This is a genomic window from Nostoc sp. NZL (genome assembly GCF_015714705.1).
In the GTDB taxonomy this organism is placed as follows: Bacteria; Cyanobacteriota; Cyanobacteriia; order Cyanobacteriales; family Nostocaceae; genus Nostoc; species Nostoc foliaceum_A.
Window position 1 is genome coordinate 34,220 of record NZ_WBKL01000127.1, and the last position, 23,754, is coordinate 57,973.

General features: G+C 42.1%; 19 protein-coding genes and 2 pseudogenes. 11 read left to right on the forward strand and 10 right to left on the reverse strand.

Features of this window, described 5'->3' with window-relative positions; translation table 11 throughout:
• Positions 1-1,013: 1,013 nt before the first annotated feature.
• From F8R90_RS18210 to btpA, 3 genes are all read right to left on the reverse strand, one after another.
• Complete coding sequence (locus F8R90_RS18210; RefSeq protein WP_196511888.1) at positions 1,014-3,218, reverse strand: CHASE2 domain-containing protein; 2,205 nt, start codon at positions 3,216-3,218, stop codon at positions 1,014-1,016.
• Between the two features lie 683 nt (positions 3,219-3,901).
• Positions 3,902-4,885, reverse strand: a complete 984-nt coding sequence (locus F8R90_RS18215; RefSeq protein ID WP_196511889.1) for a vitamin K epoxide reductase family protein — start codon at positions 4,883-4,885, stop codon at positions 3,902-3,904.
• A gap of 90 nt (positions 4,886-4,975) precedes the next feature.
• Complete coding sequence (gene btpA, locus F8R90_RS18220; protein WP_196511890.1) at positions 4,976-5,824, reverse strand: photosystem I biogenesis protein BtpA; 849 nt, start codon at positions 5,822-5,824, stop codon at positions 4,976-4,978.
• A gap of 673 nt (positions 5,825-6,497) precedes the next feature.
• Here btpA and rimO point away from each other — a divergent pair.
• Together rimO and F8R90_RS18230 are read left to right on the forward strand one after the other, a co-directional pair.
• Positions 6,498-7,817: a 30S ribosomal protein S12 methylthiotransferase RimO gene (gene rimO, locus F8R90_RS18225; protein WP_196511891.1), complete on the forward strand. Its 1,320-nt coding sequence runs from the start codon at positions 6,498-6,500 to the stop codon at positions 7,815-7,817.
• A 269-nt stretch (positions 7,818-8,086) separates the two neighbouring features.
• Positions 8,087-9,616: a DEAD/DEAH box helicase gene (locus F8R90_RS18230; RefSeq protein WP_196511892.1), complete on the forward strand. Its 1,530-nt coding sequence runs from the start codon at positions 8,087-8,089 to the stop codon at positions 9,614-9,616.
• 262 nt (positions 9,617-9,878) lie between these two features.
• Here the strand turns inward: F8R90_RS18230 and F8R90_RS18235 are convergent, their stop codons facing one another.
• The 3 genes and pseudogenes from F8R90_RS18235 to F8R90_RS18245 all read right to left on the reverse strand — a co-directional run bounded on the left by F8R90_RS18235 (position 9,879) and on the right by F8R90_RS18245 (position 12,744).
• Positions 9,879-10,826, reverse strand: a complete 948-nt coding sequence (locus F8R90_RS18235) for an aldo/keto reductase (protein ID WP_196511893.1) — start codon at positions 10,824-10,826, stop codon at positions 9,879-9,881.
• A 236-nt stretch (positions 10,827-11,062) separates the two neighbouring features.
• Entirely contained in the window at positions 11,063-11,287 is a 225-nt protein-coding gene (locus F8R90_RS18240) for a hypothetical protein (protein ID WP_196511894.1), read from the reverse strand.
• 640 nt (positions 11,288-11,927) lie between these two features.
• Positions 11,928-12,744, reverse strand: a pseudogene (locus F8R90_RS18245) (Rpn family recombination-promoting nuclease/putative transposase).
• Here F8R90_RS18245 and F8R90_RS18250 point away from each other — a divergent pair.
• The 5 genes from F8R90_RS18250 (at position 12,718) to F8R90_RS18270 (ending at position 17,450) form a co-directional block, all read left to right on the forward strand.
• Positions 12,718-12,861 carry a tetratricopeptide repeat protein gene (locus F8R90_RS18250; RefSeq protein WP_196511895.1) on the forward strand — a complete coding sequence of 48 codons (144 nt, stop codon included), beginning with the start codon at positions 12,718-12,720 and terminating at the stop codon, positions 12,859-12,861. The pseudogene F8R90_RS18245 and the gene F8R90_RS18250 sit on opposite strands and share 27 nt — an antisense overlap.
• A 127-nt stretch (positions 12,862-12,988) precedes the next feature.
• Complete coding sequence (locus F8R90_RS18255) at positions 12,989-14,422, forward strand: BCD family MFS transporter (protein ID WP_196511896.1); 1,434 nt, start codon at positions 12,989-12,991, stop codon at positions 14,420-14,422.
• A gap of 70 nt (positions 14,423-14,492) precedes the next feature.
• Positions 14,493-15,299, forward strand: a complete 807-nt coding sequence (locus F8R90_RS18260) for an inositol monophosphatase family protein (protein ID WP_196511897.1) — start codon at positions 14,493-14,495, stop codon at positions 15,297-15,299.
• A gap of 218 nt (positions 15,300-15,517) precedes the next feature.
• A complete protein-coding gene (locus F8R90_RS18265) occupies positions 15,518-16,069 on the forward strand; it encodes a hypothetical protein (RefSeq protein WP_190898797.1) in 552 nt (183 codons plus the stop codon).
• A 424-nt stretch (positions 16,070-16,493) separates the two neighbouring features.
• Positions 16,494-17,450, forward strand: a complete 957-nt coding sequence (locus tag F8R90_RS18270) for an MDR/zinc-dependent alcohol dehydrogenase-like family protein (protein WP_196511898.1) — start codon at positions 16,494-16,496, stop codon at positions 17,448-17,450.
• A 52-nt stretch (positions 17,451-17,502) separates the two neighbouring features.
• On the opposite strand, the gene F8R90_RS18275 is transcribed toward F8R90_RS18270, so the two are convergent.
• The 4 genes from F8R90_RS18275 to petP all read right to left on the reverse strand — a co-directional run bounded on the left by F8R90_RS18275 (position 17,503) and on the right by petP (position 20,425).
• The gene (locus F8R90_RS18275; RefSeq protein WP_196511899.1) at positions 17,503-17,790 is read right to left on the reverse strand and encodes a hypothetical protein; all 288 of its coding nucleotides are present in this window, start codon (positions 17,788-17,790) and stop codon (positions 17,503-17,505) included.
• A gap of 83 nt (positions 17,791-17,873) precedes the next feature.
• A complete protein-coding gene (gene chlG / locus F8R90_RS18280) occupies positions 17,874-18,920 on the reverse strand; it encodes a chlorophyll synthase ChlG (RefSeq protein ID WP_190898800.1) in 1,047 nt (348 codons plus the stop codon).
• Between the two features lie 92 nt (positions 18,921-19,012).
• Positions 19,013-20,113 carry a Get3/ArsA fold putative tail anchor-mediating ATPase NosAFP gene (locus F8R90_RS18285; RefSeq protein ID WP_196511900.1) on the reverse strand — a complete coding sequence of 367 codons (1,101 nt, stop codon included), beginning with the start codon at positions 20,111-20,113 and terminating at the stop codon, positions 19,013-19,015.
• Between the two features lie 120 nt (positions 20,114-20,233).
• A complete protein-coding gene (gene petP, locus F8R90_RS18290) occupies positions 20,234-20,425 on the reverse strand; it encodes a cytochrome b6f subunit PetP (protein ID WP_190898803.1) in 192 nt (63 codons plus the stop codon).
• Between the two features lie 118 nt (positions 20,426-20,543).
• Here petP and F8R90_RS18295 point away from each other — a divergent pair.
• From F8R90_RS18295 to F8R90_RS18310, 4 genes and pseudogenes are all read left to right on the forward strand, one after another.
• Positions 20,544-20,849 (forward strand): annotated as a pseudogene (locus F8R90_RS18295) (hypothetical protein); the annotation flags it as partial.
• 311 nt (positions 20,850-21,160) lie between these two features.
• Positions 21,161-21,967 carry an ABC transporter permease gene (locus F8R90_RS18300; RefSeq protein WP_196511901.1) on the forward strand — a complete coding sequence of 269 codons (807 nt, stop codon included), beginning with the start codon at positions 21,161-21,163 and terminating at the stop codon, positions 21,965-21,967.
• On the forward strand, positions 21,968-22,717 hold the full coding sequence (locus tag F8R90_RS18305) for an ABC transporter ATP-binding protein (protein ID WP_196511902.1): 750 nt from the start codon (positions 21,968-21,970) through the stop codon (positions 22,715-22,717).
• Positions 22,718-22,719: 2 nt separating this feature from the next.
• A partial coding sequence (locus F8R90_RS18310; protein ID WP_196511903.1) for a class I SAM-dependent methyltransferase occupies positions 22,720-23,754 on the forward strand: 1,035 nt, incomplete at its 3' end.

The window sequence follows — 23,754 nt, forward strand, 5'->3', positions numbered from 1 at the left end:
CACAATCTAAAATCCAAAATTGCTATCAGCGGGTGCCGCTACCATGCTGACTGTCGGGACCACCATAATTCGGTGGGATATACATGTCTTTTAAATTTTGAGAATTGTCTTTGCGGGCAATTAAGGTATTGCTAGTAGGGTGAAAAGTATTAGCACTTGCACTATTGAATATACCTGTGCTAGCAGCAACTTTCGGTAATAGTATGTAAGCACCTATACAGAATATTATAAGCTTTGTGATTCGGAAGTTAGTCTTCATGGCTTTCAGTAAATTTACTATTTTTTCATTTAAAAACGCTTTTTTATTTCCTGCCGTATATTTACTGACTTTATTGAAAAATAACTTTATTCAATTAATTTAATTATTGCTGGTAGTGTACAAGTAATTATGGGAAAAGCTTGTATATTAAGCTTTATCTGTTGGCATTAAATAGTCTATATACTTAAGTGGTATTCTTAATAAGCCGTTTTTACATCAGCCTAAAGTTAGATATGTTGATTAATTGCTTTAAGCATTTTGTCTAAGTCACTATTTATTAATAATATTTTAATACTTTTAAGTATAAACACTATGTTTACTGGCTAATAATTCAGGAAAATATTAAATAATCCTTGTTTAATTGTATATTTAAAAACTAATTATAGTAAAGATATATAAAGATAAAACAACGTAATTACCGTATAATAAGGATTTTAAAAACTTTAGAATTATGAAATAGCGTAATAAACCGACTAAGTATAAGTACAATTTATGATAGTAAAAATATTTACAATAATAATTAATTTACTAATTACCTCTGATGACTCATACCTTTCTTAGTTGTGTTCTTAGGTTTAGTCTTCAGGTAAAAAAGCCTTACTAAGTCTCTATCTTGCCTAAAAAACCAGTTCGCATCATATGCGCCATACTTTTTCAAGATAGTGCCTTGGATGTATCTCCAGTCCACATCCCTAGTTTGAAGGTAAAAATTGTGACTAAAGTAAAAAAATCTGGAGACTTGACTCTTGACTAATTAAGCAAACTCGTAGCGATTTTTACCTAGGCGCTTGGCACGGTACATTGCTGCATCTGCTTGTTTCATCAAAGTTTCACTGTCTAGACTGTTGTATGGGTAGACACTAATGCCAATACTGGCAGAGACTCGGATTGCATACCCGTCCAAAACAATTGGCTTGGTAATACTACTTAAGATCTTTTCGGCGACTTTAGCAGCTATTTGGACATTAGGAATTGCCCGTAAAATCACAGTAAATTCATCGCCACCCAAGCGAGAAACTGTATCACTAGCGCGTAAAGAGTTGCTGAGTCGTCCGGCAATAGTCATTAGCAAGCGATCGCCGGTCTCGTGCCCCAGAGTATCATTGACTTGCTTAAAACCATCTAAATCAATAAACAGCAGCCCCAGCAACAAGTTGTTGTGTTGTGCCCAATTTAACGACTCGTAAAGTTGTTCGGCAAAAAATTTGCGATTGGATAGACCAGTGAGGGGGTCGTGATATGCTAAGTAACGTAAGTGGTCTTCTTTGAGTTTTAATTCATTGTTAGAGCGGAATAGTTCAGCAGCAGTACGTTTAAGCTGTTCTTCCATGAGCTTGCGCTGAGTAATATCTCGGATGACTCCAACTAAAAAGAAATTGCCAGCCGAGTCTTTATGGAGCGATCGCTTAGTGGCAATCTGATGAGTCTGACCATCTGCATTTGTAAATTCTTCTTCATGTTCCTGGGGTTGCTGAGTTCGGAACACAAGATCGTCCTGTTGTCGAAACATATCGGCTTCATGTTTAGGGAAAAAATCATAGTCTGACTTTTCAATTAACAACTTATTCGGATAACCAATAAATCGACAATACGCCTCATTTAAAACAATCCACTGGTGTTGTTCATTTTTCACAAAAATTGGATCAGGAATTGTGTTGATTACGTGATGCAAAAATTCTTTGGAACGTTTCCACTCTTCCTGCATGTGGGCAATATGACTGGTCATCCAAATAGCTGAACTACCAAAGCTAAACAGTGAGGGAATAAGCGGTATCCACCAACCATACAAGAAAGCAAGGTATGAACTCAGGGTCAATACAAAGCAAGAAACTAAAATGCTGAGGAGGTTCCTAGTTGCGTGTCGTACCCGCCATGTTGTCACAGCTCCCAGATAAGACCAGATAAAAATCCACAAGTCTTCCACTAAGTCAGGCCAGACCTTGAGTAAAGGTCGTCCTTGCAGAGCAGCAGAGATTAACTCACTGATAAAATAAGCTTGCAGTTGAATACCAGGGACAGGCTTTGCCGTACCCATTAGACTGCTGGAGTATGGGATGAATACAAAATCCTGGAGACTGGGTCCAGTGGAGCCAATAAGTATAATCCGATCTTTGATTAAGTTTTCATTGACTTTATCTGCCAGTACATCTCTCATCGATACTTGGCGAAAACTACACAATTCTCCAGATAAACTTTGACATTTGGGTTTGGGAAAATTGGTCAAAATTTGGTATCCTCTGGAATCTGCTCCCACATAAGCACCATCATTAGCCTCAAAACGAGTAAATGCTGCCTTACCCAATTGCAAATACTCAGGGTTGTTTTTTGCTTTGGTGGGAGTAATTCCGTTTGACTTTAAATACAATAAAGCCAACTTCAGAGCAAAACTTTCGTGTAACTGACTTTTAATGTGCCAGTACAACAAGCTGCGACGCACTTTACCATCAAGATCATACAGCACGTTGTTAAAGCCCACTTGATCCTGATTCAGTTCCGGTGGAGGTGAAACACTAATGTTTTTATTTTTGTCATTTGCCAGGAGTTCAATACCAATCAAGTTGGGTATCGACTTATAAGCATTACGTAGTTCTTGATTACCAGGCTCTACTGGCAAATTTCGGTAGATATCTAAGCCAATAGCACGGGGTTTGTAGATGTTTAATTTTTGCAACAACTGGGCAATCTTCGTATCTGGAATCGGCCACGACCCTACTTCGTCTAAATAGGCCTCATCAATCACTACGAGAGTAATACGCTCTTCTGGAGGTTCATTTGGACGTAAGCGAAAAAACTGATCCAAAGCTGCCAACTCCAAAGATTGCAATAATCCAATGGAGTGCAAAAGCAGGACACAGACTGCAACACTGATGGCAGCAATCAATTCTCTGTGTCCTCGACTAAGCGATTGTTTCAGTCCAAAGATTAACTTCACAAAACGCTTGCCTAGCTGCTGATTCATTCCCATTACCTAGTGGGGAGAAATATTCTCTATTTCCTATAGCTATTAACTATCGGACTAACATAGCTCAAGCGGGAGCTAAATAGAGTTTCTAAGAGTTTTTTCAAATCAGCAAGGTTATTTAACACATTGTGGTATTTGTGATGTATTACCATATATTGAGGCCAATTATCTGACCAAACAGCAAATGGGACTTTTGTGGCTATCAGCACAAGTTAAGTATAAATATTATTGAAAGTGAGTTCAGGAAATTTAACGCCCAAAGCCTTGTCTGGTAAAGCTTACTTATTAAACTCGCACATTTTTGATCAATTAGGTATTTTATTGAGAATTACGGGAACTTCCAATAGACACACCTTTGGGTTTGGCTCTGACATGATTACATCCCAAGGTAGCTCCCAAGCGCCGTAAAAAGAAATTAAACTATACATTATATTTAGAGTAAATATACTTGATGAATTTCCTTGCGCTTAAAATATTTGCGGATAAAAAAAGCCTCAGGAAAATTGATAATTGCATATTGGACAATACCTATTATCTATTGCCAAAAACAAAAAAGCCAACTGGAAAAAGACTTTGCTGTATTCATCCAGTTGACTATGGGGTGTGAACCACACCATACCGCTAGGTCGGTGTAGCCTTCACAATTATTGGGAACTGCCGCTGAGGCTGACTCAAGACAATTACTTAAAATACTTGAAGTTACGAGGGCCTGTGTAACCAGAAACTTTCGCTAGTTCCTCTAAGTTTTGGACTCCGCTATAGCTTTTACCATTGATGATCCAAGTGGGGAAGCCTTCGATTTTTGCGGCTTTACACAATTCTGGTTGAGCTTTGAGGCCATCAGGAGCGCACTCTACCTTAATATCATTGTTGATTATTGGCTCGGCTTCTTTACCAAAAAGCAGCTTTTGTTCATGGCAGTGAGGACACCAGTAAGCACTGTATTCCTTTGCCCCTACCTTCGCCAGATGGCGTGCTAAAGCTATTTCCGCCTCACCAGAAGTAGTGGTAACTTTCCAACCGAAAGCTGGGTTAGGGTTTTCCTTGGGAGTAAAGGTAATTTTTACGGGTTGTCCTGGAGTTCCAGGTGTAACATCTGATTGATTCACGCCAGCATAGACGCCTAAAGTGCCAATCAGCGTTACCATCCCCACAATTAGGGCGGTAAAGAAGATTTGTCCAATATCCTCCCAAGTCCGACCGATAATCGTCAGTACCAAAAGACTGAGGGAGAACAAAGCTGAACCAATACAGTAAGGACAAATAGCTTTGATTTGAGATGCCAGCACATACATTAAGTAGCCGCTAAAGACAGACATAGCGATCGCACCCACCAGCAACAGCCACCACGTCCAATTTTCCAATTGCTTGCGACTATTGTTGTCCCCTGAGTTAAATACCAAGGGAGCCAAAGCAAATATCGCCATACTGGTGTATGCCAAAAACCCAAACAAAGCTAATGGCTGACCAAAAACCGTTGCCCAAGGGCTGGAAAGTACATCATTACAGCCCTTGACACCAGCCTGTGCCACACAAGCTGCACTGCCTCCTGTTAACTTTTCTATGGCGAGATAACCTGTTATCAGGGCACCACATCCAGCGATCGCGGCAATCAATGGACGTGACCATTTATGAATCCAAGGAGTAGAACGGCGGCGAATCATAAACTGTTATTAGTTAATGGGCATTGGGCATTGGGCACTGGGTATTGGGCATTGGGCATTAGTAATTTTTCCCCATACCTCATGCCCCATTTAAGAATGTAATTTCACTTGTTCTGCTGATTTGCTTTCACCTTTGGAGTTCCAATTGCGACGCGCGACTTCCACAAATTGACTGACACGAATTGGATCAATTGGTTGCTCTATACGTCCGTGACGTTTCAAGGAACTGGAAACTATGACACCATCTGCTGCCTGCATCAATGTATCAATATTTTCCCAATTGGCCCCACTACCGATGAACACTGGCGTGCCATCTGCTGCGCTACAAGCTAGTTCCAAATCTTCTAAGTTAGGTGGACTACCAGTAGCCCAGCCTGACAAAATTACCCCGTCTGCTAAACCCCTTTCAATGGTGTCTTTCACGGCGACTGTGAGATTTGGAGAACTCAAAGGACGGGCGTGCTTCACCAACACATCGGCCAGGATTTTAACATCGCAGCCTAACTCCCGTCGATAGCGGAGCAGTTGATGGGCTTCTCCCTCAATTAATCCTTGGTCGGTTGCCATCACCCCTGTGAGAACGTTGACGCGGATGAATTGTGCTTGTACACAGCTAGCGATCGCCATCGCACTTTTAGCGTCGTTTCGCAAAACATTTAAGCCTACAGGCAAAGTCACCAAATTTTGTATCCGCTGTACCACAATGGTCATGGCACTCACAACTACTGGATCGACTTGGTTTTTGGTAAACGGCGCGTCGAAAAAATTCTCCACAATCAGACCGTCAACCCCTCCACTGGCAAGGGCTGCTGCTTCTTGTTCGGCGCGGTCAATCACCGCTTTTAGGCTACCTCCCCAACGAGGTGAGGTCGGCAGTGGTAGCAGGTGAACCACGCCAATAATCGGTGAGCGAGTTTTAAATAATTGATATAAGTCCACGTCTTTAATCCGCCTCGCGGAGTCCAGAGTCTAGAATTTTTTGACTATTGACTGTATGACCCTTGACTCTTGAGTTTTCATTAACTAGTCAAATGTGTTTTATGATAGTCGGTTTATTGCCTCCTTCCTCAGATGGAAATTGGCCTCAAACCTCCCATAAGATATGTTAAGATAAAACTTGGCTACAAGAGGAGTTTGCCACTCACTAGACGCAAGGCAGCTTTCCGTGGTTTAGGCGTCTTGTCCGCGCCCAGTCGTAGGACTTGCCAATCGCCAGGGTAGCATTACTGCTTTATAGGCGTAGTCGCTTTCGTCGATTTCCCTGAGGGTAGCGACTTCTCACAACAAGCCCTTTGGGCGGCTTCCCGATGGGTAGATTAACAACGCACACGCTGCGGTAATGTAAAATACCAATAGGCGAATTGTTAAAAAAGATTACAAGTGTCAAATGTACCCAAAGACACTTCAATTTACCCTGGGGAACAGATTGATAGGAATATCATAACATGACCTCTATTTTTATTTATTGATAGGGTTATGAGTCCACGGACAGTTACTGACAGTAGGAATTTGCCACTGCACTGTTTTCATGAGGATGCTGATAGCAAAAAAGCGAAGTTAGCGCCAGAATGTTTGACTACAAGAAGAAAAAAAATGAAGATATTTTCAAAATATGGGTGATAAGCCAACAATTGCCATTTCTCACCTGGGCTGCGAGAAAAACCGAATTGATACCGAACACATGCTGGGAATGCTCGTAGAAGCAGGCTACGGTGTAGATACAAATGAAGAGTTAGCAGATTACGTTATTGTTAATACTTGTAGTTTTATTGAAGCAGCCCGGCAAGAATCTGTCAGAACTTTGGTAGAACTGGCAGAGGCAAATAAAAAGATCGTAATCACTGGCTGTATGGCGCAACACTTCCAAGAACAACTTTTGGAGGAGTTGCCCGAAGCAGTAGCCGTTGTGGGTACTGGCGATTATCACAAAATTGTAAATGTAATTGAGCGTGTAGAACAAGGCGAGCGGGTCAAACAGGTTAGTATCGAACCAACCTACATTGCCGACGAAACTACACCGCGCTACCGCACTACAACCGAGGGCGTAGCTTACCTACGGGTTGCAGAAGGATGTGATTATCGTTGTGCATTTTGTATCATTCCTCATCTTCGAGGGAACCAGCGATCGCGTACTATTGAATCTATAGTCGCCGAAGCAGAGCAGTTAGTTAGTCAAGGGGTAAAGGAAATTATTCTAATTTCCCAAATCACTACTAATTATGGTTTGGATATTTACGGTAAGCCAAAATTAGCGGAATTACTTCGCGCTTTGGGGAAAGTAGATATACCGTGGATCAGAATGCATTACGCTTATCCCACGGGACTAACCCCAGATGTGATAGCGGCCATCCAAGAAACACCAAACGTTTTACCTTATCTGGATTTGCCCTTGCAACATTCTCATCCAGATATTCTCCGCGCCATGAACCGTCCTTGGCAAGGGCGGGTAAATGATGGGATTATAGATCGCATCAAGACGGCGCTACCAACAGCCGTACTGCGGACAACATTTATTGTTGGTTTCCCAGGAGAAACAAACGAGCATTTTGAGCATCTACTAGAGTTCGTTCAGCGGCATGAATTCGATCATGTTGGCGTCTTCACCTTTTCCCCTGAGGAAGGAACCCCAGCTTATAAGCTACCAAATCAGTTGCCCCAAGAGGTGATGGATGATCGCCGATACCAACTGATGGAACTCCAGCAACCGATTTCTCAAAAGAAAAATCAACAGGAAGTAGGCAAAATAGTCGATGTCCTGATTGAGCAAGAAAATCCTGAAAGTGGTGAATTAATAGGTCGTTCAGGTAGATTTTCCCCAGAGGTTGATGGTCTGGTGTATGTCAAAGGCCAGGCAAAGTTAGGAACCATCGTGCCAATAGCGATTCACCACGCTGATACATACGACCTCTATGGTCAAGTAGTCAATAACTAAGTTGTCATTTGTCTTTTGTCCTTTGTCCTTTGTTAAATGACCCTTACAGATTCATCCTTATACTAAGGTCAATGCTGCATTAATAGCAGTTTTCATGAGGGTTTACCTGAAACGTTGGCGGACTTGTTGGCATAGCCTCTCCAAGAGTTGAGGCTTCGCTACCGCCCTTAGCTCACTAATGACTAATGGCTAATGACTAATGACTAATAACTAATGACTAATGACTAATGACTAATCCAAAATCCTTACATAAAATTTAGGACGAATTAATGACTCTTTCATTTCAAGAATTAGGCATTTCCCAAGAACGTGTCGAACAACTAGAAAAAATCGGTTTTACCGAACCCACTAACATTCAAGTGCAAGCAATTCCCCAATTGCTGTCTGGTCGTGATGTAGTAGGTCAATCTCAAACAGGAACAGGCAAAACGGCAGCATTTTCACTGCCAATTTTAGAGCGGCTGGATATTAATCAAAGAGCCGTTCAAGCCATAGTTTTAACACCAACTCGTGAATTAGCAATGCAAGTTCACGATGCGATCGCGCAATTTATCGGTAATGAAGGATTGCGAGTGTTAGCAATCTACGGTGGTCAATCAATCGACCGTCAAATGTTACAACTCAAACGTGGCGTTCACATGGTCGTGGGTACTCCCGGACGCGTAATCGATTTGCTCGATCGCGGCTGTTTAAAGCTCGATCAAGTGAAGTGGTTTGTGTTGGATGAAGCTGATGAAATGTTGAGCATGGGCTTTATCGACGATGTGATCAAAATCCTCTCACAAGCGCCCGTAGATCGCCAAACAGCTTTATTCTCGGCAACAATGCCACCATCGATTCGGATGTTGGTGAACAAGTTCTTGCGATCACCTGCAACTGTCACCGTTGAGCAGCCAAAAGCCGCTCCCAACAAAATCAATCAGGTAGCTTACTTGATCCCCCGCCACTGGACAAAAGCCAAAGCTTTACAGCCAATTCTGGAAATGGAAGATCCAGAAACAGCTTTAATCTTTGTCCGCACCAGACGCACAGCCGCAGAACTTACCAGTCAATTACAAGGGGCTGGTCATAGTGTAGATGAATACCACGGTGACTTGTCTCAACAAGCGCGGGAACGGTTATTAGTCAGATTCCGTAATCGTCAAGTCCGCTGGGTTGTAGCAACTGATATCGCAGCACGAGGACTAGATGTCGATCAACTCTCCCATGTAATCAACTTCGACTTACCCGATAGCGTAGAAACTTACGTCCATCGCATTGGTCGTACTGGTCGTGCTGGTAAAGAAGGAACAGCAATTTCTTTAGTACAACCATTTGAGCGGCGCAAACAGCAAACATTTGAACGTCATAACCGTCAAAGCTGGCAATTGCTGACCATTCCCACACGCGCACAAATTGAAGCGCGGCACATCCTGAAACTGCAAGAACAGGTGCGGGAAGCTTTGACAGGTGAGCGTTTAGCTTCATTCTTACCAATTGTCAGTGAACTAATTGAAGAATACGATGCTCAAGCGATCGCCGCAGCTGCACTGCAAATCGCTTACGATCAAACTCGTCCCGCTTGGTTGAGTTCAGACGTGGAAATTCCTCAAGAGGAATCCTCCGCTCCCAAACCAAGACTCGGCAAACGTCGCGAATCTTCCAGCGATCGCCCCCGTTCTGCATGGAAATCAGATAGTAATAATGGTGAAGAAAGACATTCTTCTCCCAAGCCAAAACTGCGGACAAGTGGGCACGAGTCTTCTGCATCCCCTAGTAAAAAGATAGGTTCACCTACAGCTAGAGAATCAGCTTCTTAGTCAAGAGTTGGAAGTTAATCAATTTTGGATTTTAGATTTTTTCTTCAATCCAAAATCCAAATATAAAATTGGAGAGTTGAGAGTTAGGAGTCAATATTTTGACTTTGGCTCTTGACTTTTTGGCTTTTTGGCTTTTTGGCTCACAGTTTATCGGCTCAACCAAGAACCATAGTTTTGTACGACAAAGACAAACTGACACTACCAGGTTGGGAGCTAGTAGTGTCAGAAATTTGGCCTACTGTGTTTGAGTAGTTCAAAAACACTACAGCCAAGGACGACTAACTAGTTCTAACTCTCCAATTTCATGGTCGCCCAATCTCCAGCCTAAAGCGCCAGAATTCTGACGCACATGTTCGGCTGTCTTCACCCCAGCAATGGGAATAACATTCCCCTGAGCAATTAACCAGTTCAGAGCAACTTGAGCAGGAGTGCGATCGTATTTTTCCCCGAAGCTGCGTAGCAAAGAGATGACTGGGGCAATTTTTTCCAAACCTTCTTTCTTAAATCGCGGGTCTATTTTTCTAGCACCAGTGGGGATTTCAGCACTATCAATACTGTACTTACCTGTGAGTAATCCCTGTGCTAAAGGACTATATGCCAAGATAGTCACACCCAACTCACGCGCAGTTGCCAAAATACCTTTGCTTTCAATTTGGCGACTGAGTAAAGAATAACGGACTTGGTTTACAGCTAAAGGCACTCCACGGGCTGCCAATATTTGATGCGCGTCTCGCATTTGCTCTGCTGAGTAATTACTCACACCGACTGCCGCAATTCTGCCCCGCTTCACTTCATCCGCTAAGGCATTCATCAAAGTTTGTTGACTTAAAAAGAAGGCAAAAGGCCAATGCACTTGGTACAGTGCGATCCGCTCAAGTTGTAGGCGTTTGAGACTTTCTGTTAAAGCATCCGAGACAGATTGGGCTGTAAATCGCCACGGTACGGGGCCAAATTTTGTAGCGATTTGTATAGGTTGTTGTGTCTGTTGCAGAAATTGCCCTAAAAATTCCTCGCTCTTTCCCATTCCGTAGATTTCGGCAGTATCAAAGAACGTAATCCCAGCTTCTAAAGCTGCGGTAAATGCTTCTTGTAACTGTTCTGGACCGTAGCGATCGCCATAATTCCAGAATAGTTTATCACCCCAAGCCCAAGTGCCTATGCACAAGGGTGTAACAACTGGGCCATTTTGCCCCAATGTGATGTTTTCCACGGTTGCAAAATTTAATTTATTTACATTTCTTTACTTTTATAGTGTATCGTTATAGACAAAATACGGTGCGATCGCCAGCATTTCGCCGCAACTCTAGTTGTGCGTAGGTGTAGCCCGTCGTAGACATCGCAACTTGCATAAAAATTGACAAATTACACCTGACAATATATCTATTGCCAGAATTAAGGGAGGCTATTAGCCTCCCTTTAATAATAGTTGAGTGTATTTACTTGTATTTAAGAATTAGATGATTTATCCTGCTTGGCTTTTTTGATTAATTCCATGTAGACATTAATCTCACTAATTTCTACATCATGCTCAACTCTGGTTACTTTCCATTTCTCTTTTTTTAGGTAAACTTCCTCTCCTACTCTGGGAATAAATTGGAGATCGTAGAACTTTTTTAGAAAATCTTTTTGATTTTCTTCCCATAAGATTACTTTGACTGGTTCTTTACTCATTGCTTATGCCTTTTTGGTTACTAGATGAAGGTAAGTAGTTTGATGACATACATAAGGCAAGTTTATCTTACTAATTCAATGGAATAGCGTAGTTAAAACCACATTTTAATATTGATATTTTTATGTGGCTTGATTGTGTCCGAAAAAGTTAAATCACAATACCATAACTCTAGTAAGCACCTATAGTCAGAGTTTCTCGAAGAATTACTTCTGGATCGCTTATTAAACTAATCCATAGATTAAAGACTTCTTATGGCGAACCATGCCAGTAAATATCCTGAAACATTTCCATCCTCACTGGTACAATCACTGTGTTTTCAATAATGCTGGAGCGCGATCGCTATTTTTTAGCTAGTTCCTGCTCAATGTTGTGATAAGTCTTTGTCCATAGTCTTGAAAATGGTTCTGCTTTGATGATTAACCTTCAACAAGGAAATTTAACTATTGAAACTTCAGTAGCTCTGAGTTGGAATAATTTTAAGCTTCAAAATCTGCTTCAACTTCTGAATCTCAAATAGGCATATCTTAATCTGTTATATTTTGGCGTGATCGCTCTAGATACCATAAAAAGGCAATTGAGGATTTTAATCAAGCTCTCCTCATTTTGCAAAAATATGACAACAGACACGAAATGTCCATTCTATGTGCCTGACTGTGCAGCAATCTGTACAGCTTCTATATCAACATTGAGATGTTGAGCAATCTGCTCCATACTCATCCCTGCTTGTAGTAATAGAGGTACCGTAAGTTTCAACATCTCAGCTTTCTGTTCTTCTCGACCCTCGGCTTTCGCTTCCTGATAAACTCTTGTTTGCTCCAAAGTCAATCCCAGCATAGCTTCAACTTCCTCTCTACTCAAGGTCGAAAACTTATAAACGGCGATTGTGGTTATGATGTCTGGTATTTGGTTTTTCGGCAGTGTGTCCGTTTCCTCTAATTTTACCCGCTCAATCAATTGCTTTGCTTGCTCTGCCATCACTTCATCCGATGCTAGAGTCAACTGCATCAACTAGAGTCAACTGCATCAAATTGATACCTATTGGCTGCTGATTAGTCGCGCCTAACTCATCTAAATAGATTCGCTGCACTTGATCGCTGTTGAGAAATATTCGATGAGTTTTTTGATCCCTTGGTTCTAGAGAGCGTGATGAAAAAATGACCACACAGAACCAGTCATCGTACTGAAAACGATTCCGGTTCAGGTACATCAGCGACTAGGTAAAGAACCGATGGTAAAGAGCTTCATCTCTTTGGAATTGAACTTCAGCAAAAAAGATTACCCTGGATGTTGCATCCTCTGGAGGTAAAAACACACCATCGATGCGAAAAGCGGTTTCTTTGACTTCAACTGATTCAAATCGATAGTTTTGCCCTTGCAGAGGAGGATTATCAACCAGTTCAAAGAGTAACCCAGGAAAGCGCTTAAAAATTTGATAGTAAATGGAATCTCGTTTCACTACTTCATCCTAAAATTCTCTCGTTATCCGATCGCGGATTACGACCAAGCCATAAAAATTAATCCTAACTCGGCTGAAGCTTATGCTAATCGAGGAGTAGAACTGCTTGCTAAATAACTGCGATGCCTGTGGCGGGCGAAGCCATCGCAACTTCCATTTTTCGTTCGCTGATTTTGAGCGGGTAGGGTTTATCTTTATTTAAAGAGAGAGAGATTAAATCCTATAAACTATACAAAAAGTAGCTATGGCAAGCGGTGAAGTATTTGATACCAAAACAAAATCCCTATCTGTGCCAAGGGTAAACCTGCTGACCATGTTCCGGCTGGGTTTATTTCAGATGGGATTGAGCATGATGTCCATTTTGACTCTGGGGGTACTCAACAGAGTCATGATTCAAGAAATAGCAATTCCGGCGACGCTGGTATCAGTAGTTCTAGCACTGCCTTTATTTGTTGCTCCTTCGCGTGTGTGGTTTGGACAGATTTCCGATGCCAAGCCGTTATGGGGATACCACCGCACAGCTTATGTCTGGGTAGGGGCGGCAATATTTGCGATCGCAGCATTTTTAGCGGTACAAGTAATGTGGCAGATGAATCTTGCTGGAAATAGTGCAGGTACTTGGGTATGGACAACCCAAACAATCGGCTGGACAGCACTTTTGGCTTTAGTTTTCGCTGTATACGGTCTAGGAATTTGTGCTAGCGGTACTGCTTTTGCTGCTTTGTTGGTGGATATATCTGAAGAAGATAACCGTTCTAAAGTAGTCGGTGTGGTTTGGTCGATGCTAATGGTGGGGATTATTGTTGGCGCGATTATTAGTGCCAGCTTGCTGAAACAGTTAACGCCAGAAGCAACTGTAGAAACCTTGCAGCCAGCCATCAATCGGCTATTTACTATCGTCCCAGCAATTGTATTTGGTTTAGCGATCACAGCGACATTTGGCGTAGAAAAAAAGTACTCTCAATACTTAACCCGTTCCACACTGGTGAACCGGGAAGATAGCATTACTCTAGGCAATGCTTGGAAAATCTTGACAGCTAGCCCACAAACAGGTGTATTCTTCACCTTTTTATTGGTGATGACCATCAGTTTGTTTATGCAAGACCCGATTTTGGAACCTTATGCGGGTCAAGTTTTTGGTATGCCCCTAGCGGAAAGTACCAAATTAAATATTTTTTATGGAACGGGTCTACTGATTGCCTACGGCGTTACGGGCTTTTTCATAGTGCCGCGATTAGGTAAGCGCAGAACTGCACGTCTAGGCTGTATGTTGGTAGCATTCTGTGCAATATTGTTAGGCATCTCAGGATTTACAGCTAATGCAGCGGTTCTCAAACTAGGTTTAGTCTTGTTCGGTTTAGCCACAGGTTTCTTAACTACGGCAGCAATTAGCTTGATGTTGGATCTCACAGCAGCGGAAGCCGCAGGTACATTTATTGGAGCATGGGGATTAGCGCAGTCCCTCTCTAGAGGTGTGGCGGTAGTAATCGGAGGTACAGTTTTGGATATTGGACGCAAGCTGCTACCAAGCCTAGAACTAGCCTATGGGCTGGTATTTGCCCTAGAAGCAGTGGGAATGGTGCTGTCGATTTGGTTTCTCAATCGGGTGAACGTCACAGAATTTCAAACAAGTACCAAGCAAGCGATCGCTGCGGTTTTGGAAAGCGATTTAGACTAAACTAGAAATTTAAACCAACCCTAATCTACCTAATCGTCGCTCAGGAAAGCCTTTGCGCCAGAATTAACCAATGAATGATTTTTGGACAACAATTCTTGATTTTGCCCAAACTACCACTACTAGAGTGGGCAAGCAGCTAATGCAAGATTTTGGGCAAGTACAGGCTTCCCAAAAAGCTGATGGTAGTTTGGTGACGCAAGCAGATAAATGGGCAGATCAGGAAATTCGGGATGCGATCGCTTCTACTTTCTCTGGTTACGGCATTTTGAGCGAAGAGAGCGATCAGTCATTTCCCGGTACTGAGTGGTGCTGGGTAATTGATCCTCTAGACGGTACAACCAACTTTACACGCGGCATTCCCCTCTGGACAATATCTCTGGGTTTACTGTATCGAGGTACACCCATTTTCGGTTATATTTACGCGCCTACCTTGAATCAAGCTTTTCATGGTTTCTGGGCAGGTTCATCTGGTTTAGCAACGCCAACAGGAGCATTTCTCAACCACCACCCCATCCACACTAGTATAGATAGTCCCAGCAACAATCACTTTTTTAACCTCTGTTCTCGTAGCACCGCAGCTATCAAAAACGGCTTTCCCTGCAAAATCCGCATGTTGGGTGTGGCTAGCTATAACTTTTTGACAGTTGCTACTGGGGCTACTCTAGGTGGTATTGAAGCGACACCAAAAGTTTGGGACTTAGCGGGCGCTTGGGTAATTGTCCAGGCTGCTGGTGGGGTCTGGTTATCGCTTAAGTCAGAGCCGTTTCCGTTGTCAGCGGGAGAAGATTATAGCGATCGCTCTTTTCCTACCCTTGTGGTTAGTCGTCCTGAATTAGTTTCGGTATTTCAACCTTTTCTCGAAGCTGTAAAAATTTAATTTAATCTGTCGCTCATCCGCCTGAAAACAGTTATTTTGCCAACCAGCCTAGTGGGCGGCATACCCGATATTAAACTTAACAAGGCCCTAATCAAACAAAGAATTTAGTATAAATAAAGCTGGTAATAATCCTGATTTAAGTGCAAAATCAGTGTACTTATTAATTTAAGTAGTGTTGTGGCTTTCATTACACTGGTTAATTTAGTATAAAAAATTTTATGTTGTCTAATCTAGATTTAATTCGAGAGTTTGTGCAAAACTCTATCCAGAGAAAAGAAGTTTTGTTGTCAAATCCTGCTTTGACAGCGCAAACAGTGTATAAAACCAACCAACTGACAGCGAAATCTGAAGGCGTGATTGCCACTGCCCAACTATCTAACACCCTATCTGAATTCTTGATTTATCCAAAATCATCCCAATGGGAATTGATAAATCAGGCATTAGCAGAATATAGTTACTTGCTCAAAGGAGAAGTAGATAGTCGAGGTTTCTATCAGTATCAATACTGTGAAGTTCCCAAAGGCTATGAGATGCACTGTACTAAATCTGTGCTTCTATGGCGAGCTTGGTGGAAATATCGCAAGTATACTTCAAGGCTAGGTATTCCCTTGGAACTTTTGATTAGAACACGAGATTCATGGTATCCAATTAGAGATTTAATTATTAGTGACGGCCTTCTTTATATCAAAACCTTAGGAAGTGAGATAGCACTTGACTCAAATGACTTGGTTACTTGGTTAAGCAAAATTGATGTAAGTTCCCAAAATTAAAGACATATTTACCTTAACGTGAAAGCCAGTCTAGAAGCAGCTTTTAGATATTGTCTCGTTCCCAGTCTCCGACTGGGAATGCCATCCTAGGGGCTGCCGCCTCCCTTGCTGGCGGTAGAGCCGCTTTTGAGTTGCATTTCCAGCCTCTTGCTGGAAACGAGATTTGAAAAGGCTTTTAGCTTCAGTTGACACGTATGACAGATGTCCGCCCCTATAGCCCAATACGCTTGGGTTAAGGCTTAACTCTTTGTCAAACAAAGTCAATTTTTTAACGAACCGCAAAGGGCGCAAAGGACGCAAAGGAAGAGAAGAAAGGGAAGAAAGGAATGCTTAACTGAACTGTATTGCCCTATAGCCGATTGATTATGTTGCAAAGATTTTGAAAATGGTATGACAAAATATTAGGCAAAAGACATGAATAAAAATGAAAGGACTTTGGCTCGAAAACAACCAATTGCAATTACGCACGGATATTCCCATTCCTGAACCACCACTGGGAGAAGCTTTGGTACGCGTCTTGCGTGCGGGTATCTGTAACACTGATCTGGAACTGCTTAGAGGCTACTATCCCTACACTGGTATTTTAGGTCATGAATTTGTTGGTGTTGTTGAACAAGGGCCAGAACACTTAGTTAACCAACGCGTAGTTGGAGAAATCAACGCTGTGTGTGGGCATTGTCGGTTTTGTCGCAGCGAACAACCAACTCACTGCGAAAATCGCACAGTTTTGGGTATTGTCAACCGCCACGGTGCCTTTGCTGAATATCTCTGTTTGCCAATAGAGAACCTGCATCCCGTCCCTGATAATGTGCCCACAGAAGTAGCAACATTTACCGAACCTATAGCAGCAGCTTTGGAAATTCAGCAGCAAGTGCCATTACGTCCAAATGACCGAGTGCTAGTGGTTGGAGATGGCAAACTAGGGCAGTTGGTTGCTCAGACACTAGCCCTAACTGGCTGTGAACTCTTAGCTGTGGGGCGACATCGAGACAAATTGGCTAACTTAGAGGCACGAGGAATAAAAACGAGTCTAGCCGATGCTGTTACAGATGGATATTTCGATATCTCAGTAGAATGTACTGGCAACCCAGAAGGATTTGCGATCGCCCGCCGCGCCCTACGTCCCCGTGGTACGCTGGTACTTAAAAGTACTTATGCTGGTAACCTCAGCATAGATGCTTCTTCTTTAGTAGTGGATGAAATAACTCTCATCGGCTCCCGTTGTGGCCCCTTTACTCCAGCCCTCCAGCTACTAGCTACAGGACAAGTTGACGTGCAACCACTGATTCATGCCACTTACCCCCTCATTGAAGGGCTTGCAGCTTTTGAACACGCCCAGAGTCGGGGTGTTTTAAAAATCTTGCTAGAAATTGGTCAATAACAATAGTTAGGAGTTAGGAATTAAGAGTTAAGAGTGATTTTCGCTCATTCACTTAATACAGATAAGGATTAGTCTTCGGTTGATAGTCAAGACAATCGATCGCTTCTTCTGTATTGGCAATAGATGGGCGTACAGTACATTTAAGACGGTAATTGTCAGTAAAAAATTGGCAACCGGTACAGGGGATTTGATGCATTTGCTTGGCTGTAGCCACACTATCTCGTGCTGCTGTCCAGAGACTCAAAACAACGAGAATAGTTACAGTCCAAGCAGTGATAAAGCATATTGGGATTAACAAAGGTTGAATCCCATGAAGGAGGAAAGATATCAGTTCTAACATAGTATGTCCTGATACAAATTAGGAATTAGAAGTATATTAACTCCTAACTCCTAATTCCTAGCTTCTTACTATAGAAGTATAAGTTAAATGCCAGCATGACCCAGCGCTAAACCAGTGACAAGCATTCCCAGAACAAGGAATGGTTGGGCGCTGGCTTGGTACTTAACATCATTCTTCACCGGGTCGCGCAGAAAATACATATCCTGCAAGGTGATTTGCGGGATGATTAACAGTATTAGTATTGCTGCATACAAATTCTCATGGATGCTGACGAGATAAGCTGCAATCAATCCTTGAAATACGTCAATTGTCACTACACAAATCCATGCCGCAGTGGTGATGCCAAACATTACCGGTAGTGAATTTAATCCTAGCTGGCGATCGCCTTCTACACTCTTGAAATCATTGACAATGGCAATTCCCAATCCAGCCAAGCTGTAGAACATTGTCAAAATCACAATTGTGGAGTTGAGGTCACCAAACAAAGCGTGTCCTGTAGACCAAGGTAGGGTGATATAGCTTGCACCTAAAGCGTAACTGCCTAGCCAGCCGTTTTGCTTGAGTTTCAGGGGAGGTGCAGAATAAATATAGGCGATGAAAGAACCGATGATGGCGATCGCTGTAATTGTCGGGAATTCATGACCAGACCACACGTCTAGCGCAAACGCCAAAGCAATACCAGCAATCAGTAATACCCAAATTTGAATAATTACCTGGGGTAGAGGAATTGCCCCAGAGGGAATGGGGCGATATGGTTCATTGATGGCATCAATTTCGCGATCGTAGTAATCATTAAGGATTTGGGTGTAACCTGTCATCAATGGCCCAGCCAGCAGCATACAAGTTGCTACCTTCAACACATTTTCCAGCGTCCAAGTATAGTTACCAGAAGAAGCCGCACCACAGACTACGCCCCAAATTAGGGGAATCCAGGTAATCGGCTTCATTAACTGCAAACGGATTTTCCAAATTGAAGTTTCCCCTGCTGCTGCACCTTTCATCCCCAGTAGCTGCCTAGTTTTTGCACTGCGATCGGCAGATGCAAGCGCTTGTTCGCTGGGATTACTTGCCACTGAGTCTAATACCTCAGATGGGTTGGGGTCTGGGGTAATGGGAGTTGATTCTGACATAAGGCGTATTTTTTTTAGAGCGAGAAGTTAGGAGCTAGGAGTTATGAATTATTGTTTTATTCCTAACTCTTCACTCCTAACTCCTAACTAAATTAAAACGAAATTATCAAATAATTATTCTGAAACTTGGCTCCAGCAACGGGTCTGCCACTCAAAGCAGGGGGTAGGGAAATATTCCGTCGCTGGTCTCCTGCTTCTACCGTGACTTCTGGCCCATATTGGGTAAGTTTGACTTGCTTTTTGTCAAAGCCTGGCAAGAATAAGCGTACCTGACGATTGTGGATGTCTATTTCAATTGGTTTGGGAGCCTGTAACGCTTGTGCTTCAAAGTTAGGTAGGGCATCTATCAGTGGTTGCCAATCACCTGTTGGCGAGTCAGGAACAACGCTCACAGGTAGAGGTATAAATTCTTCTGATAGATTAGCATTAGTCTCAGTAGACACAAGCAGAACACCACCAACAGTTAAACCAATTTGTTGAGCACTACCCCACAAATAACGAGCATTTGCTACCTCAATGGGATCTCCTGTGGTCACTATGAACGCAGCGAGACGCTTAGGGTCAGCAAGAGCGGCTCTCCCCTTTTCTAAGAAATTATTGACTTGGTTCGTAGGCCCTGCAAAGTTATCTGCTGTCCAGTTGACATTGAAAAAGCTGCTAATTAGCGGTTGAATCAAGGGCGATTCAGTAATTGTCTTACCCAAATCGGAGTTGACAAACAATTGCCGAAATCGCCGGACATACCAACTGAGAGATTCTGGTAAACCCAACATCCGCAAAGTTAAAGAGTCACCCGTGCCATCGTAGACGATCGCATCATATTTGCCACTGGCATCATATTCACGGATAGCATTCAGGGCCAGGGCGTTGTCCATACCTGGCAATACTACCAGTTCTTGACCAAAAACGTCTTTGAATATGGGCGTGCGGAGATATTGTGCCTCCAGTTTCTTCGCTTCGTCCCAGTTGCGCTCTAACAGTACAGATGCTTGAAACTGGACTGCTTGCAAATTGGGAGCGATTTCCTGGGGATCGGCAGAAATGGGAATACCCAGCAGAATTGACAATGTTGGTTCTGCTTGTCCTGCTAGGAGTACGCGCTTGCCTTGACTTGCCAATAATTTGGCGGCGGCGATCGCAATTTTGGTACGAGCGGTGCCGCCTTTGCCCAAAAATGTCAATATTAGAGCCATTACTTGATTCCTATTTTCACCGCCGGTCTTTTCAACTCCAACTTAGCACTCAACAAAGATTCTCAGCCTGTGCTTTAAACTTCAGAGTCAAAGAAAAACCAGGGTTTGAGTTCTTTATTACTACACAGGTTTGATTTCATCTTCAAAAAACCAAGTGGAAGTATTGTCGTCAAACAGCACGACTACACCGATCCCAGCACCATCGGTGACTTTGTAGCCTTGGATAATACCCACTTGTCCTAGTTTTTTCACAATTGGGGGAGAAACGCGATCGCGCAAACGAAAGACTTTAACCTTTTGTCCGATTTCCATGCCTGATTACAATGCAATAAACCAAATCTCAGTGTAGCGGAATCCGTGACTCTGCTCTCACAAATTCAGTGGAGATAAGGAAGAAAATTCCAAACTTCTAAACTTCTGACCTAACAGCATTTATGACCGCTATGAAAATCATTTGCGTGCATTTCAACTCATAGGCACTCGCTACGAGGCAATATCTTTAGCAGAGAACCGCTTATGGTTGGAAGAGTTAGAACTAGGATTGGGTCTTTGGCAAGGTTCTTATCAGCAGACCACAAGTTTGTGGTTGCGTTGGTACAATGCGGCAGGTTGGGTGCCGACGCGAAAGGAACAAGCAGAACAAGAGCGCCAGCGGGCTGAACAAGAACATCAACGTGCAGAGCGATTGGCAGAATATTTGCGATCGCAGGGAGTTGATCCAGATAACTTGAGTTAGGGAATGGAGTAGCGCTTCAATCATTGCAATGGTTAAACATCCTGAAAAGCGATCGCATTTGACTTTTAAACCCGTTTGTGATAAACACAGCCTGCTGGCTTGTTCAGAGAGTTATAGGAACCAATTGATAAATTAACTGGTCTTGCCAGGGTAGGATGTGCTTAAGAGGAGAAAAATGGTAATTAGTAGGTTGTGTGTTTAACAATGCTTTTTAAAATAAAGTTTTTGATGGTAGGCTAGTGCGGCAAAGTACGCTCCAGTAGTATAAAATTCGCAAATAACTTGCCTGTGGTGTGTGGTGGTTTTTAAGGATGAGAATTTCGCTTAAAGATAATTCAACTTGGTTGCAAGTGCGGCGTTATTGGGAATTGCTGCACGTTTTGGTAGCACGAAATCTTAAAGTACGTTATCGAGGTTCGTTCCTAGGGGTTTATTGGTCGCTGTTGAACCCGTTGATCATGACCGGGCTGTACACTGCAATTTTCGGCGCAACTTTTGCCTCCTATTACGGCAACTCAATACTGAACTACGTATTGGCAGCCTTTACGGGACTGGTAGTGATCAATTTTTTCTCAGCTTCTACCTCCCAGGCATTGAGTAGTGTAGTAGGTAATGGCTCATTATTGAATAAAATTAGTCTGCCAGTAAGCGTTTTTCCTCTATCGATGATTACAGCAAATGTATTTCAGTTTTCGGTGGGGACATTTCCGTTGCTGGCATTGATGACTTTCATTAATTCCAAGAGTTTAGTCAATGTGTTGGCGCTGGTGTTTCCAATTTTGGCCCTAGTTTTAGTTTCTACAGGAATCAGTTTTTTAGTAAGTTCTTTGTACGTATTTTTTAGAGACTTGCCTTACTTTTATGAGTTAGTAGTATTTGTGATTTGGCTCAGTAGCCCTATATTTTATCCAGCAGCTATTGTTCCACCACAGATAAGGCAGTTTTTACGTTTAAATCCACTAGCACCAATTATTGAAAGTCTGCGTCAAATTACATTATCAGGTTCTCTACCAGATTTGGGCTTAATTTGGGGAGCTTTGCTTAGTGGGGTAATTATTTTAGCCCTAGGATGGACTTGTTTTCACTTGTGGCGACATCAATTTATGGATTTGCTGTGAATGGAAGTAATTCGCCTAGATAATGTTTCGCTGTTGCGACGGACACAAGAGGAGTTTTCTTATGACCTTAAGAAAACAATGCTATCTATTTTAGAGGGTAAATATCGTCAGCCAGTAAAAAAGTTAGTACTGGATAACATTGATTTTGTGGTTGAAAAAGGTGAAAAGATTGGTATTATTGGTGCGAATGGCTCCGGTAAATCTACTCTTCTAAAGGTCATTTCTGGAATTTTACAACCTACCAGTGGAACAGTACGGGTACGAGGTCAAATAGCTCCTTTGATTGAATTAGGAGCAGGTTTTGATTCGGAAATTTCCGTAATGGATAACATTCTGCTGTATGGTGTTCTGCTGGGATATTCCAGATCAGAAATGCGGAATAGAGCGCCTTCCATTTTGGAATTTGCAGAATTGCAAGATTATGCTTTTGTTCCAGTTAAGGGATTATCTTCGGGTATGTCAGCACGTTTGGGATTTGCGATAGCGACAGATGTGCAGCCAGATATTTTAATCTTAGATGAGGTGTTATCGGTAGGAGATGAAAGTTTTAAGAATAAATGTAAGCAAAGAATTGATAATTTTTGGAATGGAAATGCAACAGTTTTAGTAGTATCTCATGATTTAAATTTTGTTAAGCAATATTGCAATAAGTTAGTTTGTTTAGCTCAAGGAAAGGTAGAGTTTATAGGCGAACCTGAAGAAACAATCAAACATTATCTGAGTACATTAAGATATACAGACAATAGCTAAAGATGAATAACTTAGACTATCAAGAATTTTACAATGAAAATTATTATCTAGGAATGGTACCTGGTATTCCTTATGATAGGACAGCCAACGCTGGACATTGGCTACGTTTTTTTAATGCAGTCGCCGATAAGTTAGTAAATTATGTGTCGCCTACTTCTGTTTTAGATGTTGGTTGTGCCAAAGGTTTTTTGGTGGAAGCATTTTACAACCGAGGTATTTTTGTACATGGTTTTGATTATTCTGAATACGCAATATCTTGTGTAAGAGTAGATTTAAAACCTTATGTTTTTGTTGCTTCTGCTGCTGATTCAAGTGCTTTTAAGAAAGCTCAACATCAGTATGATTTAATAACATGTATTGAAGTGGTTGAGCACATGCCACGGCATGAGGCATTAGATGCAATTAAAAATATGTGTCAACATGCCAAAGTAGTATTTTTTTCCTCTACTGCTGATGATTTTGCAGAACCAACGCATTTAACGGTTTTACCTCGGATTAATTGGCTCAAGATATTTCTAGATAATGGCTTCATTCCTGATTACAACTTTAATATATATGACTTAGTACCTCATGGCATTTTATTACGAAGAATAGAAGATGAAATTAGCGAAATTAATAAGCTTATTGAATTCATTGAATGGCAATTTGATAGTTTAAAGATTGAGATAAATAATAGAAATAATATCCAAGCTAAACTCATAGATTTAGAATCTAAAGTAAATTCTCTTAAAGCTGAATCGGAAACTTCCCAATCTCTGCTACAAGCAACTCAAGCTGAATTGGAAACTTCCCAATCTCTGCTACAAGCAACTCAAGCTGAATTGGAAACTTCCCAATCTCTGCTACAAGCAACTCAAGCTGAATTGGAAACTTCCCAATCTCTGCTACAAGCAACTCAAGCTGAATTGGAAACTTCCCAATCTCTGCTACAAGCAACTCAAGCTGAATTGGAAACTTCCCAATCTCTGCTACAAGCAACTCAAGCTGAATTGGAAACTTCCCAATCTCTGCTACAAGCAACTCAAGCTGAATTGGAA